Source organism: Streptosporangium sp. NPDC000239, assembly GCF_040300765.1.
In the GTDB taxonomy this organism is placed as follows: domain Bacteria; phylum Actinomycetota; class Actinomycetes; order Streptosporangiales; family Streptosporangiaceae; genus Streptosporangium.
This window is the reverse complement of record NZ_JBEPEI010000018.1, coordinates 161,287-177,890: the sequence shown is the minus strand read 5'-3', so window position 1 is coordinate 177,890 and position 16,604 is coordinate 161,287. Positions and strand designations below refer to the sequence as shown.

The window sequence follows — 16,604 nt, the reverse complement described above, 5'->3', positions numbered from 1 at the left end:
CGTGTCGGGAGCCGGGGGGGTCCAGGAAGGCGGGGCGCCCCACGACGGCGGAGCGGCCGGGCCGGACGGCTCACGGGAGGCGGCGGGGCCGCTCCTGGCGACCGCGTCGGCGGCCCGACGGCCTTCGGTGATCTCCTTGATCCGCGCCTTGTCCGCACCGGGGAACGCCTTGCGGTCGATCTTCGCGGCGTGCAGCACGGCGATCAGCACCGCGGAGCGCTCGTCCGGCTCGGCCCCGGTCAGCACGTCGCCGATCCGCTGCCTGATCTCCCGCTCGATCCGTGGGTCGCGCTCCGGATAGCGCGTGCTGGGGAAGAGGCCCAGGACCTTGTGCCGCCGCTCGTCGAGCACGCCCCGCTCGGCCAGGCCGGACAGCAGCCGCTTGCGCACCCCGGAGGAGTACAGCTTGCGCACCCACCAGTCGGCCTTGCGCCGCCTGGTCTCGGCGGCGATCAGGGCCAGCGTCGCGTCGAGTTCCCGCTCGCCGAGCGGTGTGGGGTCCAGGACGGTGACCTTCTTGTCCGCGAGGTCGATGCGGCCGTTGACGGCCAGTTCCGCCAGGAGGGAACCCCCGAGGGCCGCGTCGAGCTCGATCGAGCTGGTCAGGAGTCTGCCCTCCGCCTCGTCGTAGGCGAGCAGCAGGATCTCCTCAGCGATGGTCGTCATGCCCGGAACCCTATGTCGCGTACGGTCCACCGACGCGGGGCCGTACCGGGTGGTGTGGGGTGATCTGGGACAATGCTTGGCTTATGAGCGTTTCCGAGGAACTGCACGTCATCGGCCGCCCTCTCGTGGACGTCCAGCTCGCCCATCCGACGGTGGTGGGGATCGGCAGGGGGGACCTGCCCGAGCCGGTGTTCCGGTCATGGCTCGAACAGGACTACCTGTTCCTGCTCGACTACGTGCGGGTCTTCTCCCGGCTGGCCTGGCAGGCCCCCGACGACCACCTGGGCGTCCTGGTCGACCTGGCCCACGCCACCCTCCACGAGGAGCTCGACCTGCACCGCTCGTTGTCGGCGGGCTTCGGCGCCGACCTGGGCGGGGTGCGGAAGGGGCCCGCCTGCTCGGCCTACACCGCGTTCCTGCTGGAGTCGGCCGCCGACTACGCCGACGGGCTGGCCGCGCTCTACCCCTGCATGTGGGGCTACTCGACACTCGGGCGGGCGCTGGTCGCCGAGGCCCCCGCCGAGTCCCGCTACCGGCCCTGGATCGACACCTACGCCGACCCCGGCTTCGCCGAACTCGCCGGGCGCGTCGCCACGATGATCGACGAGGCCGTCACCGACTCCGCCAGGGCGGCGCGGTTCTTCACCGAGGGCATGCGCCACGAGATCGCCTTCTGGGACGTGCCGTAGTTGTGTCCCTTTGCGCCGCCTTCGGCGGCGCGGGACTTGGGCGCCCTGAGTCGGTGTCTTCCCTCGTCGTTCGTCCGCTGCGCTCCCTCACTCCTCAGTCCAGACACCGACGCGCCCAAGCTCTGTCTTTTGCTCCGCCTGCGGCGTCGCGGGCTTGGGCGCTTCGGGTCGGTGCTTTCCCTCGTCACTCCGTCGCTGCGCTCCTGCGTTCCTCAGTCCAAGCACCGACGCGCCCAAGCCGAAACTCTTCATTGCTGGCGCCGGTAACCCTGAACCAAAACGCTTCACCGCCGACGGGTTCTAGTCTGTGGGGTATGCCAGAGCTTCCCGAGGTGGAGTCGCTCGCCGAGTTCCTGCGCGGGCACGCGGTCGGCAGGAAGATCGGGACCGTCGAGGTCTTCGGCTTCCAGGCCCTCAAGACCGTCGATCCCCCCGTCACCGCCCTGGCCGGGCGCACGGTGACCGCCGTGGCCAGGCACGGCAAGTTCATCGACCTCGACTGTGACGGTCTCCACCTCGTCACACACCTGGCCCGCGCGGGCTGGCTGCGATGGCAGGACGACCTCTCCCGGGCGAAGGCGGTCAGGCCGGGCAAGGGTCCTCTGGCGCTGCGGGTACGGCTGGCGCCGTACGAACCGGGGGAGCCGGAGCCGGGCTTCGAGCTGACCGAGGCCGGCACGCAGAAGCGGCTGGCCGTCTACGTCGTGCGCGACCCCGGCGAGGTGCCGGGGATCGCCGCGCTGGGTCCCGACCCGCTGTCCGACGGTTTCACCGCCGAGGTCCTCGGCGGCATCCTGAACGGCAGCCGCGCCCAGATCAAGGGCCTGCTCCGCGACCAGAAGGTGATCGCGGGCATCGGCAACGCCTACTCCGACGAGGTCCTGCACGCGGCGCGGACCTCTCCCTTCAAGGTCGCGGGGAGCCTGACGGAGGAGCAGGTCACCGCTCTCCACGAGGCCATCGTCACGACCCTGCGCACCGCGCTCGACCGGGCCAGGGGCCTGGCGGCCAAGGACCTCAAGGCCGAGAAGAAGTCCGGCCTGCGGGTCCACGGCAGGACCGGTGAGCCCTGTGCGGAGTGCGGCGACACGATCCGGGAGGTCTCCTTCGCCGACTCCTCCCTGCAGTACTGCCCGACCTGTCAGACGGGCGGCAAACCGCTGGCCGACCGCCGGATGTCACGCCTGCTCAAGTGATCACTGGGCCCACGGGGGCAGGATGGTCTGCCCGTTGAGGGAGGCGGTGATCCCGGCCGAGGTGCACACGGTGCCGGTCGCCCGCTCGGTCTGAGAGGCGTTGCGCAGCGCGAACGGGGTGTTCGGGGGGACGATCAGCGCGTCTCCCGCCTCGGCCACGTGCTCGACGCCGCCGAGAACGCCCACGACCCGTCCCGAGTGGACGACGAACACCTCCTCACGGTCGACGGTGTGCTCGGGCCCCGAGGCGCCGGGATTCATGTCGAAGGCCCAGACGGCCAGCTCGGACGAGCCTCGTGAGGGTACGGCCAGCGAGCGCGTGGTGGTGTCTCCGTTGGCGAAGGCGGGGGCGTCGGCCAGGGTCGCGACGGTCATGGTTCCTCCATTGGTAAACCTCGTTGTCTTTTCTTGGATAGAAGGTAAACCAGGTTGTCTAGTTCGTCAACGGTAGCGCTATGCAGTCGAATGGTGGCCGCTTGTGGACGACTCGGGGGCTGCTGGGGCACTTTGCGCCACATCGGTCGGAGGACTTGGAACAATGGGTGCATGAGTGTTCCTGAGATCGAGGCGCAGGCCGTGCCGGATGACGCGTTCCTGCTTGACGTGCGTGAGCTTGACGAGTGGCAGGCGGGGCACGCCCCGACGGCCGTCCACATCCCGCTGGGTGAGTTGCAGGCCAGGGTTGAGGAGGTTCCACACGACGCGCCCGTCTACGTGGTGTGCAGGGTCGGCGGCCGTTCGGCGCACGCGGCGGCCTGGCTCAACCACATCGGCAGGGAGGCGATCAACGTCGGCGGTGGGATGCAGTCCTGGAGCTTCGCCGGCCGTCCCATGATCAGCGAAAGCGGCGCCGACCCGTTCGTCGCCTGACCGAGAAACAGCGAAGGCCGCGCTGAAAACCCTCCACGGCCCCTTCTCGAAAGCGCTTTCCGAACGTCACCGAGCATCCTCAGGACCTCTCAGGTGATCGTCAGCGCGACCCTCTCCCGGCGCGGGCCCGCCCCCCGCGCAACCCTTCCGCCCTCGTCCGATCGTGCCGTCGGCCGTACGGTCCTACGCTTCGGTCAACGACGACATCGCCGCCGACGGGCCGATCGGAGACCCCATGGACGCCGTGACCGTACGGGCTCACGAACTCGCGGAAGCCGGGCGGCTGCCCGCCTTCGTCTACGACCTGGCCGCGCTGGACGAGCACGCCGCGGCCATCCGGGACGCGCTGGGTGACGTCGAGCTGTACTACGCGGCCAAGGCCAACCCCGACCCCGAACTGCTGCGGGTGCTGGCCCGGCACGTGGACGGCGTCGAGGTCGCCTCGGGCGGTGAGCTGGCGCACGTGCTCGGCGTCCTCCCCGAGGTTCCGATCGCCTTCGGCGGGCCCGGCAAGACCGACGCCGAACTGGCCGCCGCCCTGGACGCCGGAGTGGCCCGGCTGCACGTTGAGGGGCCCGGCGAACTGCGCCGTCTGATCGCCACCGGCCGGGAGGCCGACATCATGCTCCGGGTCAACCTCGCCGTCTCACTCGGCGACGTGGCCCTGGCCATGGGCGGCGGCGCGACCCCCTTCGGCATGGACCCCGACGGCGTCACCGCCTGCCTGGAACTGCTCGACCGGCAGGAGGCGGTACGGCTTCGCGGTGTCCACGCCCACCTGGCCAGCGGCCTGGACGCCGAACGCATGCTCCAGGTCAACGAGCGGGTCCTCGACCACGCCCGCTCCCTGGGCGTGACCGAGATCAACCTCGGGGGCGGCATGGCCGTCTCCTACGCCGATCCCGATGACCGCTTCGACTGGGCCGCCTACGGCAAGGGCCTGGCCGGTCTGCGTCGCTCCGGTGAGACGCTCAGGATCGAGCCCGGCCGGTCGGTCTCGGTGTACTGCGGGCGGTACGTCACCCGGGTCATCGACGTCAAGCGGGTCCACGGCCGCCTGTTCGCCGTCGTCGCGGGCGGTACCCACCACATCCGCACCCCCGCGACCAAGGGACACAGCCAGCCCGTCATCCCGGGCACTCCCGGCGAACCGATCACGATCTCCGGCCAGCTGTGCACCCCCAAGGACCAACTGGCCGAGAACGTGCCGATCGCCCTGGAGCCAGGGGACGTGGTGGAGTTCGCCATGGCCGGCGCCTACGCCTGGAACATCTCCCACCACGACTTCCTGATGCACCCCCATCCCGAGTTCCACTACCTCTGACCTCGGTTTCTCCCCGCGCACGTGTGCGGGTTGAGCATGAGAGCCGTGAACGCGAACAGCGCGAGCGCGCCGAGTGTGAACACCGGACGCACGAACGGCAAGAGCGGCAGGCCCGTGAACGGGCTGAGGCGCCGGCCGGCGAACGCCGTGAACGCCAGGTCCTGCACACGGGCAACGGCGGCGTGAACGCCCCGGTGAACAGCCGGAAGCCCTTGGCCGGTGGGTTGGCCCCTCAGCAGCTGTACGGCTTGAAGAGGTGGCCGTACCCGGATGGCTTCATTCGGCCAGGCGCGCCCCGACAACACCGTCACTCGCAGACTCGGCCGTCGTCTGGACTCCGGACCGCAGGACCGGCAGCCCGGCTTGCAGCCGGTTCAGGAACTCGTCGACGTCCAGGCAGCGGTCCTCCGCGTCGACGACCTCGGGCACGAACGCCTCGACGATGCTGTCCCCGACGGCGAAGTCGGCGTCCTCGTCATCGTCGTAGTTGTTCACCCAGCGCCCGCCTGGGGCGTACACGTCCATGGCGTGGTCGTAGTCGATCACCCAAGGGGTGTCGACGGTCCCGGTCCGCAAAGAGCCGTGGTTGTACCAGCCGTAGACCAGGTGGGTGAAGGCGCCGTCGTGGATGTAGATCTCCGCTTCGCCGCCCTCCAGGGTCTCGGCCTGGGTGTGACCGCCGACGTACAGGCCGGGCCGGTCCTCATAGAGCGCGATCGGGCCGTTGACCTTCAGGTCGCCGGTGACCACGATCAACTCGACGTCGCCGTCGTGCAGTTCGTTGACGGCGTTCAGGAAATCCCCGTCGAGGGTGAGGTCGCCGTCGAAGAAGAGCACCTCGTCGTAGCCGGGCGACGCTCCCGCACCCTCGAACACGGCGGACAACGCGCCGCCCAGGCGGGCATCGGCATCGGCGTAGGGCAGGGAGGCGGGGATCGCGGATATCGGCACGGGGAAGATCGTAGGTCCGTGTACTGACAGTCCGGCACGCGCGACAGACTTCTGGAACACGGCTGGTACGCCCTCTTGCCCAACTGTGCAACTGCCTGGCGATTCGCCCAAGGTCGGCCAGCGCCCTTGTACTGGGAAACGGGTGTCGGCTCGACCCCTGGCCGCATGTGCGATCGGTAGAGCGGTCCGAAGAGATGGTCGATCCCGTGGCAGATGAGTCGAGCTGTCGGCCCCTCGATTCCCCGATGATCGACCTCGATGCGGAATGGACGCGCACCATGCCCCGGACATCGAAGCAGTTCAAGCAGCCTTCGCGCCGCTCACCAGTCTCGGCCTCGTGCGTCCCCTCCTGGTTGCCCCGAGCTCCGGCGTTTGCTTACGCGCCGAACCGGGATCACCCCAGTTCGCGCCCCCATGATGCGTCTTTGCCCGCTTCCGGCTATTTCCCCCTGGTGGGTGGTATGCCGGTGGAGTTCACCGGCGGCCGTACCGCACAGCCGACGACCTGCCGGAACGCCTCGTTCGCGCGCACGCTCCTGAGGCGCTCAGCGCGCCCCTGGTTCGGCCGGCAGGCGCACGACGGCGACCCCGGCCTGGGACTCGCCGAACCCCCAGCCCGCGACGAGGGAGCAGTCGGCCGCTTCCAGGACATCGGTCCACGGCCAGTGGTCGGTGCCGTAGTAGAAGCCGCCCCTGCTGCGCGCGTCACGCTCGGAGAGACAGAGCATGCGGAGATGGTCGCGAAGCGCAGGGTGCGTGACCGCGCTCAGTCTCTCCTCCCAGGGCTCCTCGGCGGACATGTCGTGGATCGGCACCAGGTGCTCGGGGCCGCGTTCGGTGAACGTGGCGGCCCTCATCGCGTCGGGGAGAGTGCCGTCGGTGGCGACGCGCAGCAGCACGGTCAGCCAGCCGTTCAGCCTCTCGGACTCCTCGCCGGTCAGGTCGACGCCGTGACGGCCCAGGAGCGGTCCCAATTCCGCGCCGTACACCAGCGCCTCACCGGCCTCGTCGATCGACGAGACGGTCCGCAGGTCGGCGACGAAGGCGTCGTCGAACGGCCGGGAGCCCTTGTACCCGTCGGCACCCCACGGCCCCGTCCCCGCCAGGAGGTCGGCGTCGAAGCGGAACAGCGACTCACCCAGGTCGAACCGCCATGTCCAGGGGGAGAAGGGATACTCTCCGTCCGAATCAGGAAGGTACCTCGGCTCCCGGCCCGACAACCCCCCAGGGGTGGCCCAGGGACTCGGGAACAGGAACTCGTCGAGGGAGTCCGAGGCGTAGTACACCCCGTATCCGGCGGCGGGGTCGACGGTCGGCTCCCCGCCGAGCAGTATCTCGAAGGCCCCGGTCAGCGCGGCACTCCACCCGTCGGGGTCGGTCTCGGATGTCACGGTGCATACTCCTCTGGCACTTCGCGGGACGCCGTCGCCGGGTTAAACCAGTTGCTTCGTGGCGCGATGGGTTGTTTCACTGGCTCCGAGCAGATTAGGGGGGATGTTAATGCCCGCGGGCACCGAGGACGCCGTCGCGCGCCCTCGATCGGGTCGACGTCCCCACCGGAGGCTCCGGCGGGGGTGAGCCCGCGTGGGTCACGACGGCACAGTCAGCCGACTCGTCACCCACTTTCGTCTGGAGCTCCTCCATTGCCACGCCATCGCGCCCGCATCACTTCCTTCCGTTGCGTCAACTGCCGCCTCGACGTGCCCACCGACGCGCCGGGAACCGCGCACCGCAACCACTGCCCCACCTGCCTGTGGTCCAGGCACCTGGACAACAACCCGGGCGACAGGGCCGCAGACTGCGCCTCGGGCATGGCCCCGATCGCCATCCACGCACGTCAGGACGGCGAGTGGGCGATCATCCATCGCTGTACGGCGTGCGGCACGCTCAACGCCAACCGCGTCGCCGGTGACGACAACCCGCTCACCCTGATGAGACTGGCCGTCGCCCCACTGGCCCGCCCGCCCTTCCCGCTGGACTACTTCGCCCAGCTCTGAGGCAGCCCGGAACGGGCGCGGACCACCGGAACTCCCGGCCCGCGCCCGTCACGGAGAGCCTCCATCCCCGCGGGGATGTTCCAGGTCGCCACGAGAGCGTCCGAGTGCTCCCCGCGCACGTGGGGATGGCCTTCGCCGGCTGGCTCGGCGTGCGAGGTCGGCCGTACGTTTCGGCAGGTCGTTGCCCGTGCGGTACAGCTACGAAGTACAGCTACCGCAGCGAACTTGGCTGTACTCTCGCGGACGTCCACGGACGCACCCCGTGCCGACTCCCTCCCCAGGGGGGAAGTAGCCGGAAGCGGACTAATAGTGCATCATGGGGGCGCGAACTGGGCTGATCCCGGTTCGGTAGGTAAGTCAACGCGGGAGCTTGGGGCAACCAGGCTGAGAGGGCGACTACGGCTGTCGCCGACCGCATGAACCTGTCCGGGTAATGCCGGCGTAGGGAGCGCGTCATGACGTCTGACGTCATCAATTCCAAGCATGCCGAGGCCCCCCTCACCCTCGACCAGGCACCTCCGAAGACCCTCGGCATGCTCGACCAGGGAGCGTTCTGGGCCAACCTGGGCGTCAGCCTGCTCGGCTTCTCCTTCGCGCTCGTCCTGATCAACCCGTTGGGCGGCGACAACCCGCTCACCTTCGGCGCCGCGCTGCTGGCGGCCCTGGTCGGCAGCCTCATCGGCACCGCGATGGTCGGCCTGGCCGCGGTTCCCGGGGTGCAGACGGGGCAGCCCGCGATGGTGCTGCTGCGTGGGCTGTTCGGAGTACGGCTCTCCTACGTGCCGACCGTGCTCAACGTCGTCCAGATGATCGGCTGGGGGGCGTTCGAGCTGTGGGTCGTCGCGATGGGCGCCCAGGCGATCTTCGGGCCTTCGGTCCCCTACGCGGTCTGGGTGGTCGCGGCAGGGGCGCTGACGATGGCGCTGACCATCTACCCGTTGGGAGCCATCAGGCTGCTCAGGCGGTTCGTCACGATCGGTGTGGTCGTCTCGGTCGTCTGGTTCGCGGTGGTCTTCCTGCGTGAGACTCCCGCGCAGAGCGGCGGCTCCTGGGACGCCTTCGCGGCCGCGGTCGACTTCGTGGTCGCCCTCTCGGTCTCCTGGGTGCCGGTCGCGGCGGACTACGCCAGGCACTCACGGTCGAGCCGGGCCGCCTTCACCGGCATCGTCGGCGGCTACACCGTCGCCCAGGTCGCGTGTCTGGCCGTCGGCGTCTACGCGGTCGCGCTCGCCGGGCACGCCGTGGTCCAGGAGAACCAGACTGCGGTGTTCGGGCCGTTCGTCGCGGCCCCGCTGGGCGCGCTGTTCTTCGGCATCCTCGTGCTGCGCGAAACCGACCAGTCGTTCGCGAACGTCTACTCGACCGCGATGTCGCTGCAGAACCTGATGCCGAGGATCGACCGCCGCGTCTTCTCCGTGGCCGTCGGCGTGCTGACCACGGCCATCGCCCTGGTCGTGGACGTCAACTCCTACGGCGCCTTCCTGAGCATCATCGGCGCGGTGTTCGTGCCGATGTTCGGTGTGCTGGCGGTCGACTACTTCCTGCTCGGCAGGGGCAGGAACTGGGACATCTCAGAGAACGCGCCCTCCCGCCTGGTCATGGTCCTGCCGTGGGTGCTGGGCTTCGTCACGTGGTGGATGCTCGCGGCCCCCTCGCAGGTCTCCTGGTGGGCGGCGATCTGGGACGGTGCCAAGCGGGCGGTCGGGTTCACCCCCCAGCCCTGGATGAGCGCCGCCCTCGGCGCCTTCCTGGTCTCCGGACTGATCACCCTGGCGATCGGGGCGCCGCGCCTTCTCGCCCTGAGGCGGCGCCGCCGTACCTGACCTGCCCTTTCGTGTCCGGAGAGCCTAGAGGCGGGCGGTGCTCTCCACCCGTAGGAGTCGTTCCTTGGCGGTCGCGCCTCCGGCGTAGCCGCCGAGGACGGCCTCGCTCTCGACGACCCGGTGGCACGGCACGATCACGCAGACCGGGTTGCTGCCCAGCGCGTTGCCGACCGCGCGCAGCGCCCTCGGCCTGCCGATCCGCTCGGCGATCTCCCGGTAGGTCGTCACCGTCCCGTACGGCACGGCCAGCATCATCTGCAGCACGGTCCTGGCGAAGGAGGTCGCGAGCTGCAGGTCCACGGTGACCGTGAAGGCGCGGAGCCTGCCGGAGAAGTAGGCGTCGAGCTCTCTGCGGACCGGGTCGAGCCTGCGGGGATCGGGGCCGATGAAGGAGCCGACCTCCCTGCTGACACGTTCGAAGACGACGTTCTCGTCCTCGTAGCTGCACGCGACGACGCCCCGATGTGTCGCCGCGAGCGTCAGCCGTCCTACGGGGACCTCGATGGTGCCGAACGCGATGTCCGGGTGGGTGGCGCCCACATAGGTGGACGAGGTCACCCGCAGCAGGGCGTCGAGATCGCTGGCTGACCCGGATGCCATGGCCCCACCCTTCCGTGTCCAGGCGTGTGGTCACCGCAGCGTATCGGACGGATCGTCGCAACGAGTGTCAGCACATGCGGACGAAGTGCCAAGATCAGGCCAGTTGACGCGGCACTATGGTTCTGTGGGTGACGACAGGGCCGAAAGCGACGAGGGCGTCGGCCGCGCGATCGTCGCCAGTGCCCCGAATGCGATAGTCGTTCTGGACCGCGACCAGACGGTCCTGGCGTGGAATCCGGCCGCGGAACGTCTCTTCGGCTGGCCGGCCGGAGAGGTCCTCGGACGCAGGCCCCCGCTGGTGCCGGGGGAGCTGACGGCCGAGCACAACGCGGTGCTCGAACGGGTGCGCACCGGCGGCCAGGTCTCGCTGCGCACCAAGCGCTTCCGCAGGGACGGCAGCCTGCTCGACCTACGGCTCGACATCAGCGCGCTGCGCTCCGAGGCGGGCGCGTTGCTGGGGTACGTCAGCGTCTACCACCTGGTCCAGGACGACGAGAGCGCCCAGGAACGGGCGGTCCGCAGGGCCAGGCTCGTGCGCAGGCTCACCGACGTGGTCGCCGACATCAACGCCGAGCGGGAGCTGCCCGCCGTACTCGACCGGATCGCGGCCAGTCTCACCGAGCTGACCGGGGCCGACGCGGGCGGGTTCGTGCTCATCGAGGGCGACAGGCTTCGGCTGGTGGCCAGCCACCGGCTGCCCGAGTCGCTGCGTGACTCGACCGCGCACATGCGCACCAGCCTGGTCGGCAAGCTGCTGCGCACCGGCAGGACCGTGATGCTGGAGACGGGCGACCAGGGCCGCCTCGACGAGCTGATCTGGTCGCAGCTGCCCGGTCTGCACACGATCGCCCTCGGCCTGGCCATGGCGGGCGGCAGGCCGTACGGCGCGCTGTACGCCCTGTTCGCCAAGCACAAGGCGGGGCACGTCGAGCTGGAGCTGCTCGAACTGCTGGCCGGGCACGCGGGCATCGCCGTCGGCAACGCGATGGCCTACCAGGAGGCCGTACGGCAGCGCGCCCACCAGCGGGCGGTGTTCGACGCCAGCGCCGACGGCATCGCCGTACTCGACGGGCAGGGAAAGATCGTCCAGTGGAATCCAGCGGCGGCCGAGCTGACCGGGTTCGACGCGCTGGACGTGCTCGGGGGGCCGCCGCCGTTCGAGCTGCCGGGGCCGGGGGACAAGCTCACCCTCCAGCTTCCCTCGGGCATCTGGCTCGACGTGCTCAGCGCGGAGATCGTCGAGACGGGGGAGGTCGTGGTCGACTTCCGCGACGTCACCAGGGCCAAGGAGCTTGAGGAGGCCAAGGATCTCTTCCTGGCCACGACCAGCCACGAGCTGCGTACCCCGATCACCGTGGTGCAGGGCTTCGCCGGGACCCTCGCCGCCCGCTGGGACGGCATGACCGACGAGGAGCGCCGTTCCGCGGTGCGCATCATCGCCGAGCGGGCGCGTTCCCTCGGCAAGCTGATGGACAACCTGCTGCTCGGCTCGCGGGCGGGGGCGGGCGAACTGCCCCTGAAGATCGAGGGAATCGACCTCGGCAGACTGATCGTGGCGGCGACACTCGGTCTGCCTGATCTGTCTGATGTGCATAGGGTTGAGGTGATTGTCCAAGAAAACCTGCCCCCGGTGTCCGGGGACGCCATCGCCACCGATATCGTGCTGGGCCAGCTGTTGGAGAACGCGTTCAAATATTCACCGGACGGTGGCCTGATCAGGGTCGAGGCTTGGGCCGACGGTGACTGGGTGGTGGTGGTAGTGGACGACGAGGGTGTGGGCATAACGCCCACGAGCCGGGAGCGGATCTTCGATCGCTTCGTCCAGGGAGACACGGGAGACCGTCGCCGGTTCGGCGGGGTCGGCCTCGGGCTGTACATCGTCCGCAGTCTCGCCCGCGCCCAGGGAGGAGAGGTCTCCGCCCACTCCAGGCCGGGAGGGGGCACCCGGATGCGGCTGGCGCTTCGCATTGCCGACACGCCCAGCGCCCTTACCTGACCGACACGCCGTTCCGGTAACAAGCCGGTAACGGATGAGCTGATCTATTGTCGAATGTGTACAAGCTGTAATTGCCTCCCGGTTTCTAAGACCATCTAACGGGGCATTTCGGTCGTACTGGGGTGTGGTTCCTCAGGGGGAACAGGGATACGGGGAGGTGAGTGCGTCGAGCGTCGTTCTGTTGCCGTATGCACCGTCCAGCGTCGCTGTCGCACGCCAACGCCTCTGCTCTGACCTGCAGGAATGGGGGGTCTACGAGACCGCTATAGATGACGCGGTCCTCGTGGTCAGCGAGCTGCTGAGCAACGCGCTCAGGCATGCTCATCCGTTGCCGTCCGGTCAGATCAGAGTGGCATGGCGCTGGGCCGACGAGCACGTGGAGGTAGCGGTGAGTGACGGAGGGGCCGCCACGGAGCCGCGGGCGGGGCGTCCGACACTCTCCTCTCTGGGGGGCCGGGGGCTCGGCATCGTCGAATATCTGGCCACCAGCTGGGGGGTCAGGCACGAAGGGGAGATCACCACGGTCTGGGCGGTCGTCACCGCCGCCGACACCGTGGGTAACGAAAAGGTCTCCGTCCCCCAGCCCGCGTTGCGTGAATGCGGGTAGGGCGCGTCCCGCCTCACCGGAACAATGAGGCGGGGCACGACCGGCCATTCCTTTGCCGTCGGCGCCGACCTCGACGGCACCCGGCCCTCCTCGTCACACTCTGTGACGGCTGACGGATCACACCCCCGCGGGCACGGAGCGGTACAGCACCGCCCGCTCGGCGGCGGCCCACGCGGTCGTGACCAGTAGATAGATCCCCGCCGCGAGCGGGAGCACGGCCGCGCCCAGGACCGTCAGGAACGGCAGCAGCGGCAGCACCCGGCGCAGCACCCCGGAGCCGGGACCCTGCGGTACCGTCGCCGACCTCATCCGCCGTGAGGTGACCGCGGCGACGGCCAGCAACAGCAGGAAGAGGCAGGCGAACACCAGCGTCGGCCCGCTGATCAGCCCGAACCCGGAGACCACGCCCGCGAAGTGCTGCCCGAGCTGCACGCCGAACAGCCCGTGGGTGAGCAGCGCGTTCGCGTGGCCCGCGATCGTGGAGGAGATGAAGACCCGGTAGACGACCATGAGGACCGGCAGCTGCGCCAGCCCGGGAAGGAAGCCGCCGAACGGTGACACCCCCTCCTCGGCGTACAGGGCGGTCGTCTCCCGGTACAGCCGTGCCGGGTCCTTCGCGTGCCGTTCCCGCAGCTTGGCGAGCTTCGGCGCCAGCGCGGCCTGGGCCCGGGCACCTCTGGCCTGCATGACGCCGAACGGCAGGAGCAGCAGCCTCACACAGACGGTGAAGACGACGATGGCCAGGGCGGCCGAGCCCAGCGGCTGGGCGAGGAGGGTGATGAGGTCGGCGGTGAACCCGATGACGGAGTCGAACATGAACAGAGCCCTTCTGACTGCCCTTTGACAGGGATGGAAGACAGCACAGAAGGCGCCCGCGCTTCGGGACGTCTGTTGTGTTACGCGGGCGCCGGGCCCGCTGACGGTGCTCTTGGCCGGGATCGTCCGGCCCGGTCGGGGTCACGCTGGCGGACGAACACGAGTCGTCCCGCCCTCTCCCGCGCGGAGAGGGCGAAGTGCCCGCCTGTCTTGGCGGCGGTGGGCACCCCGCGCAGGGCCCAGGCGAGCAGGAGCACGCCCAGGCCGATGACGGCGGCCGCCGTCACGGAGCCGCCGCCACCGTCGAGAAGCCAGGCGAGCAGGAGGGTCACTTGGACATCTTGCTCACGATCGTGACCGCGGCGACCACGATGAGGGCCACGACGCCGAGCACGAAGACGAACTTGAGCAGTCCGAACACGGCGGGAATGACGATCCCGAGGACCACGTAGATCGCGAGAAGGGCGCCCACGACGCCCAGGACGGTACGAACCATGCCAGCAACCGTATGTTCCACGACGGCCTGGCGGGCGTGGGAAACCATAACGATCTCGTTCTTACAGGACGGTGACGGAGGGTGGCGATCATGAGGAACGGGCCTACGGTGTAACCATGAGCGCGCGGATTCTGGTGGTCGAGGACGACCCGGCGATCGCCGAGGTCGTGGCCCGCTACCTGGAACGCGACGGCCACCGGGTCGAGTGCGTCGACGACGGCGCCGAGGCGCTGAGACTCGCCCTGGCCGACCCGCCCGACCTGCTCGTTCTCGACCTGGCGCCATCCGGGACGGACGGCCTCCAGGTGTGCAGGAGGCTCAGGGAACGCCGGCCCGTCCCCGTGATCATGCTGACCGCGCTCGGTGAGGAGATCGACCGGGTCGTCGGCCTTGAGATCGGCGCCGACGACTACGTCACCAAGCCCTTCAGCCCGAGGGAACTGGCCCTGCGGGTGCGCTCCGTGCTGGGCCGGGCCCGTGGCGCCACCGCCCTCTCGGGCACCGGCGTGCTCGGGGACGGCGACCTGACGGCGGACGTCGGCACCCGCGAGGTACGGCGCGGCGGCCGGGAGATCACACTGACCACCCGCGAGTTCGACCTTCTGACCCATCTGATGCGTCACCCCCGCCAGGCCTTCAGCCGTTCGGCCCTGCTCGAACAGGTCTGGGGGTGGTCCTTCGGCGACTCCTCGACGGTGACCGTGCACGTGCGCAGACTCAGGGAGAAGGTGGAGGAGGACCCGACCGCGCCGCGGCGCATCGTCACGGTCTGGGGGGTCGGCTACCGCTACGAGCCGTCCGCCCCGTAGTGATCCTCGGTGCGGTCAGTCCGCGGCGTAGGGATGGACGCCTCCCGGGGGCGCGTCGTCCGGGTCGAGTTCGATCGGCAGCAGGCCTCGGCGGTCGGGCTCGACACGCTGGTAGGAGACCGGCGTCCTCGGGCTGTCGAAGGACTCGGCGATGGCGCGGAACGTGGGACACGGCCACCGCCACATACAGCTGCGACAACGCAGGATCGGATTGGCGGCGTCGCTGGTGATGCCGCCCGCGTCGCGTGGCTGGTGCAGGTCGAGCAGCCTGATGCCCAGCGTCGCGAAGCCGAGCAGCTCCTCGCGCGCGCCTTCGAGGAAGTCGAGGTCCGCGCTCGCCAGACGGGTTCTGATCGGGACGTATCCCTCACGGTTCACCAGGACACGCAGAGAGTGGGCGGCGTCGTGCCACGAGGTCGCCTTCTCGGTGCGGGTGACCATGGCCTCCAGGTGCTCGCGGAGACGTTGCCGTTGCGGATCTTCAGAAAGGTCGGTGTTCATCGATGCTTTCGGGCCCGTTTCTACTCAACGGCCGCCACTGACGTAGCGCGGGACGGTCTGGAGGCTCTCGGGTCTCTCCTTCTTTCCGGCCAAGCCGGTGTAGCTGTGCGTCAAGTTTTGCGCACCCAGAGTTTTCGTGAGGCCTAAACGGGGGACAAAGGGCCGACGACTCGGGACGCGTGGCGGAAACGTGACCGGTGGCCTTCGCGCCGCTAGTGTGCCCGCTGTGGAGCTAAAAGTCTCAACTCGATCACATGACGGGCACACCGTCATGGCCATAATCGGCGAAATCGACCTGTATACCGCGCCTGGCCTGCAGGCCGAGTTCACTCGGCTGCTCCAGGAGAGCCCGGCCACCCACGTGGTCATCGACATGTCGGGTGTGGAGTTCTGCGACTCCACCGGGATGAACGTGCTGCTGTCGGCGCTCAAACGGCTGCGCGAACGCGGCGGCACCCTGGAACTGGCCGCGCCGCGTCCGGCCGTCCGTAAGATCCTCCAGGTCACCGGCCTCGACTCGGTCTTCACCGTGTACGAGGCGATGCCCGAGAAGCTGCTTTCGGCGAAGCGACAAGCATGACCGGGACAGCGGTGATCATCCCGGCCAAGGACGAGGCCGACCGGATCGGCGCGACCGTGACCGCGGCACTGGAACTGGCCGGTGTCGACCTCGTCATGGTCGTGGACGACGGCTCGGCCGACCAGACAGGCCGGGTGGCGAAGGCCGCAGGAGCCCGGGTCATCCGGCACAGCCGAAACCGCGGCAAGGCCGCCGCCATGGAGAGCGGAGCGGAGGCCGTACGACTGCTCGACGGTGAGTCCCCCCGCCACCTGCTCTTCCTCGACGCGGACCTGGGGGAGACGGCCCGCGAGGCCGAACCGCTGATCAAACCGGTCACGGCGGGCGAGGCGGACATGACCATCGCCGTCTTCGTCACCCGGGTGAAGCTCGGTGGCCACGGGTTCGTGGTGAACCTGGCGCGGCGGGGCATCGAGCGCGCGACCGGTTGGACGCCGACCCAGCCGCTCAACGGGCAGCGCTGCCTGACCAGGGCCGCCTTCGAGGCCGCCCGCCCACTGGCCGGGGGGTTCGGCGTCGAGACGGCGCTGACGATCGACCTGGTCCGCAAGGGCTTCCGGGTGCGGGAGGTCGAGGTCGAGATGTCGCACCGGGCCACCGGCACCGACTGGAAGGCGCAGCTCCACCGGGCGAAACAGTTCCGCGACGTCGCCTGGGCGCTTCTGGTCCGGGGATAGCCTCCC

General features: G+C 69.5%; 20 protein-coding genes and 1 riboswitch. Of the genes, 11 read left to right on the top strand and 9 right to left on the bottom strand.

Going from position 1 to position 16,604, the window contains the following annotated elements; all coding sequences use genetic code 11:
* Nucleotides 1-666 (bottom strand): GOLPH3/VPS74 family protein (locus ABT340_RS33655; RefSeq protein ID WP_352014921.1); only part of this gene is annotated, 666 nt, incomplete at its 3' end.
* A gap of 83 nt (nt 667-749) precedes the next feature.
* On the opposite strand from ABT340_RS33655, the gene ABT340_RS33650 reads away from it, so the two are divergent.
* On the top strand, nt 750-1,355 hold the full coding sequence (locus tag ABT340_RS33650) for a TenA family protein (RefSeq protein ID WP_352014920.1): 606 nt from the start codon (nt 750-752) through the stop codon (nt 1,353-1,355).
* A 314-nt stretch (nt 1,356-1,669) separates the two neighbouring features.
* Nucleotides 1,670-2,551, top strand: coding sequence for an Fpg/Nei family DNA glycosylase (locus tag ABT340_RS33645; protein WP_352014919.1), 882 nt, complete (start codon nt 1,670-1,672; stop codon nt 2,549-2,551).
* Here ABT340_RS33645 and ABT340_RS33640 read toward each other — a convergent pair whose 3' ends face one another.
* On the bottom strand, nt 2,552-2,926 hold the full coding sequence (locus tag ABT340_RS33640) for a cupin domain-containing protein (protein ID WP_352014918.1): 375 nt from the start codon (nt 2,924-2,926) through the stop codon (nt 2,552-2,554).
* 171 nt (nt 2,927-3,097) lie between these two features.
* Here ABT340_RS33640 and ABT340_RS33635 point away from each other — a divergent pair, with 171 nt between their 5' ends.
* Nucleotides 3,098-3,421 (top strand): rhodanese-like domain-containing protein, encoded by a 324-nt coding sequence (locus tag ABT340_RS33635; RefSeq protein ID WP_352014917.1) that lies wholly within the window; start codon nt 3,098-3,100, stop codon nt 3,419-3,421.
* A gap of 163 nt (nt 3,422-3,584) precedes the next feature.
* Nucleotides 3,585-4,745 (top strand): alanine racemase, encoded by a 1,161-nt coding sequence (locus tag ABT340_RS33630; protein ID WP_352014916.1) that lies wholly within the window; start codon nt 3,585-3,587, stop codon nt 4,743-4,745.
* Between the two features lie 276 nt (nt 4,746-5,021).
* Here ABT340_RS33630 and ABT340_RS33625 read toward each other — a convergent pair whose 3' ends face one another.
* Together ABT340_RS33625 and ABT340_RS33620 are read right to left on the bottom strand one after the other, a co-directional pair.
* Entirely contained in the window at nt 5,022-5,696 is a 675-nt protein-coding gene (locus ABT340_RS33625; RefSeq protein WP_352014915.1) for a hypothetical protein, read from the bottom strand.
* A gap of 545 nt (nt 5,697-6,241) precedes the next feature.
* A complete protein-coding gene (locus ABT340_RS33620) occupies nt 6,242-7,087 on the bottom strand; it encodes a hypothetical protein (RefSeq protein WP_352014914.1) in 846 nt (281 codons plus the stop codon).
* A 252-nt stretch (nt 7,088-7,339) separates the two neighbouring features.
* On the opposite strand from ABT340_RS33620, the gene ABT340_RS33615 reads away from it, so the two are divergent.
* Nucleotides 7,340-7,693 (top strand): RNHCP domain-containing protein, encoded by a 354-nt coding sequence (locus tag ABT340_RS33615; RefSeq protein WP_352014913.1) that lies wholly within the window; start codon nt 7,340-7,342, stop codon nt 7,691-7,693.
* A gap of 352 nt (nt 7,694-8,045) precedes the next feature.
* A riboswitch (TPP riboswitch) is annotated at nt 8,046-8,158 on the top strand.
* Nucleotides 8,149-9,516, top strand: coding sequence for a purine-cytosine permease family protein (locus ABT340_RS33610; protein WP_352014912.1), 1,368 nt, complete (start codon nt 8,149-8,151; stop codon nt 9,514-9,516). (Overlaps the previous riboswitch by 10 nt.)
* A gap of 24 nt (nt 9,517-9,540) precedes the next feature.
* Here ABT340_RS33610 and ABT340_RS33605 read toward each other — a convergent pair whose 3' ends face one another.
* Complete coding sequence (locus ABT340_RS33605; RefSeq protein ID WP_352014911.1) at nt 9,541-10,116, bottom strand: methylated-DNA--[protein]-cysteine S-methyltransferase; 576 nt, start codon at nt 10,114-10,116, stop codon at nt 9,541-9,543.
* Nucleotides 10,117-10,240: 124 nt separating this feature from the next.
* Here ABT340_RS33605 and ABT340_RS33600 point away from each other — a divergent pair, with 124 nt between their 5' ends.
* Both ABT340_RS33600 and ABT340_RS33595 read left to right on the top strand, forming a co-directional pair.
* Nucleotides 10,241-12,112, top strand: a complete 1,872-nt coding sequence (locus ABT340_RS33600) for a PAS domain-containing sensor histidine kinase (RefSeq protein ID WP_352014910.1) — start codon at nt 10,241-10,243, stop codon at nt 12,110-12,112.
* A 124-nt stretch (nt 12,113-12,236) separates the two neighbouring features.
* A complete protein-coding gene (locus tag ABT340_RS33595; protein ID WP_352014909.1) occupies nt 12,237-12,719 on the top strand; it encodes an ATP-binding protein in 483 nt (160 codons plus the stop codon).
* 117 nt (nt 12,720-12,836) lie between these two features.
* On the opposite strand, the gene ABT340_RS33590 is transcribed toward ABT340_RS33595, so the two are convergent.
* The 3 genes from ABT340_RS33590 to ABT340_RS33580 all read right to left on the bottom strand — a co-directional run bounded on the left by ABT340_RS33590 (nt 12,837) and on the right by ABT340_RS33580 (nt 14,031).
* Entirely contained in the window at nt 12,837-13,535 is a 699-nt protein-coding gene (locus tag ABT340_RS33590; RefSeq protein ID WP_352014908.1) for a YidC/Oxa1 family membrane protein insertase, read from the bottom strand.
* A gap of 80 nt (nt 13,536-13,615) precedes the next feature.
* Entirely contained in the window at nt 13,616-13,867 is a 252-nt protein-coding gene (locus ABT340_RS33585; protein WP_352014907.1) for a DUF6412 domain-containing protein, read from the bottom strand.
* Nucleotides 13,864-14,031 (bottom strand): hypothetical protein, encoded by a 168-nt coding sequence (locus tag ABT340_RS33580; RefSeq protein ID WP_352014906.1) that lies wholly within the window; start codon nt 14,029-14,031, stop codon nt 13,864-13,866. Before ABT340_RS33580 ends, ABT340_RS33585 begins: the two co-directional genes overlap by 4 nt.
* A gap of 116 nt (nt 14,032-14,147) precedes the next feature.
* On the opposite strand from ABT340_RS33580, the gene ABT340_RS33575 reads away from it, so the two are divergent.
* The gene (locus ABT340_RS33575) at nt 14,148-14,840 is read left to right on the top strand and encodes a winged helix-turn-helix domain-containing protein (RefSeq protein WP_352014905.1); all 693 of its coding nucleotides are present in this window, start codon (nt 14,148-14,150) and stop codon (nt 14,838-14,840) included.
* Nucleotides 14,841-14,855: 15 nt separating this feature from the next.
* On the opposite strand, the gene ABT340_RS33570 is transcribed toward ABT340_RS33575, so the two are convergent.
* Complete coding sequence (locus tag ABT340_RS33570; RefSeq protein WP_352014904.1) at nt 14,856-15,341, bottom strand: hypothetical protein; 486 nt, start codon at nt 15,339-15,341, stop codon at nt 14,856-14,858.
* Between the two features lie 226 nt (nt 15,342-15,567).
* Between ABT340_RS33570 and ABT340_RS33565 the strand changes: the two genes are divergently transcribed.
* Together ABT340_RS33565 and ABT340_RS33560 are read left to right on the top strand one after the other, a co-directional pair.
* Nucleotides 15,568-15,921: an STAS domain-containing protein gene (locus ABT340_RS33565; protein ID WP_352014903.1), complete on the top strand. Its 354-nt coding sequence runs from the start codon at nt 15,568-15,570 to the stop codon at nt 15,919-15,921.
* A complete protein-coding gene (locus ABT340_RS33560) occupies nt 15,918-16,598 on the top strand; it encodes a glycosyltransferase family 2 protein (RefSeq protein ID WP_352014902.1) in 681 nt (226 codons plus the stop codon). Before ABT340_RS33565 ends, ABT340_RS33560 begins: the two co-directional genes overlap by 4 nt.
* Nucleotides 16,599-16,604: the final 6 nt, after the last annotated feature.

Excerpts from the sequence above, each read along its gene's own strand:
- ABT340_RS33635 (WP_352014917.1), top strand. The coding sequence starts at position 3,098 with ATGAGTGTTCCTGAGATCGAGGCGCAGGCCGTGCCGGATGACGCGTTC.
- ABT340_RS33610 (WP_352014912.1), top strand. The coding sequence starts at position 8,149 with ATGACGTCTGACGTCATCAATTCCAAGCATGCCGAGGCCCCCCTCACC.
- ABT340_RS33645 (WP_352014919.1), top strand. The coding sequence starts at position 1,670 with ATGCCAGAGCTTCCCGAGGTGGAGTCGCTCGCCGAGTTCCTGCGCGGG.
- ABT340_RS33580 (WP_352014906.1), bottom strand. The coding sequence starts at position 14,031 with ATGGTTCGTACCGTCCTGGGCGTCGTGGGCGCCCTTCTCGCGATCTAC.
- ABT340_RS33605 (WP_352014911.1), bottom strand. The coding sequence starts at position 10,116 with ATGGCATCCGGGTCAGCCAGCGATCTCGACGCCCTGCTGCGGGTGACC.
- ABT340_RS33560 (WP_352014902.1), top strand. The coding sequence starts at position 15,918 with ATGACCGGGACAGCGGTGATCATCCCGGCCAAGGACGAGGCCGACCGG.
- ABT340_RS33575 (WP_352014905.1), top strand. The coding sequence starts at position 14,148 with ATGAGCGCGCGGATTCTGGTGGTCGAGGACGACCCGGCGATCGCCGAG.
- ABT340_RS33570 (WP_352014904.1), bottom strand. The coding sequence starts at position 15,341 with ATGAACACCGACCTTTCTGAAGATCCGCAACGGCAACGTCTCCGCGAG.
- ABT340_RS33640 (WP_352014918.1), bottom strand. The coding sequence starts at position 2,926 with ATGACCGTCGCGACCCTGGCCGACGCCCCCGCCTTCGCCAACGGAGAC.
- ABT340_RS33650 (WP_352014920.1), top strand. The coding sequence starts at position 750 with ATGAGCGTTTCCGAGGAACTGCACGTCATCGGCCGCCCTCTCGTGGAC.
- ABT340_RS33590 (WP_352014908.1), bottom strand. The coding sequence starts at position 13,535 with ATGTTCGACTCCGTCATCGGGTTCACCGCCGACCTCATCACCCTCCTC.